Below are 437 nucleotides of genomic sequence, written 5' to 3'. Positions count from 1 at the left end.
GGCACCTACGGCACCGGCAACACCACCAGCCCCGCCACCAACACCCTCCCCACCAACACCGGTACCACCGGTACCAGCGGCAGCGCCACCGGCATCGCCGTCCGCTACCGACAGCTCTACCAACACACCGTCGCGACCGCCTTCAACAACCTCGACAACCAGCTCTACCACTTCATCACCGGCCTCGCCGGACACCACACCATCGACCGCACCGCCCTGCTGCAACTCCTGCGCGACACCGACACCCAACTCGCCCAACTCGGCCCCGCCGCCTACACCACCACCGGACAACAACAAGTCCACCAAATCCTCACCACCGCCGTCACCAAAGCCGAACACATCGCCACCGGCAGCACCACCACCGCCACACAAACCGCCAACGAAATCAACCAACTCACCAACCAATACATCTACAACCTCGCCGGCAAAAACTACAC

General features: G+C 63.2%; 1 protein-coding gene. It reads left to right on the top strand.

Annotation, left to right across the window (positions count from 1 at the left end):
- Positions 1–437 (top strand): DUF4226 domain-containing protein (locus AC5WS7_RS40650; protein ID WP_495959992.1); only part of this gene is annotated, 437 nt, incomplete at both ends.

This window comes from Nocardia sp. PLKS1-43 (assembly GCF_059510335.1).
The sequence above is the reverse complement of the archived record's forward strand: the minus strand, read 5'-3'. Positions and strand labels throughout refer to the sequence as shown.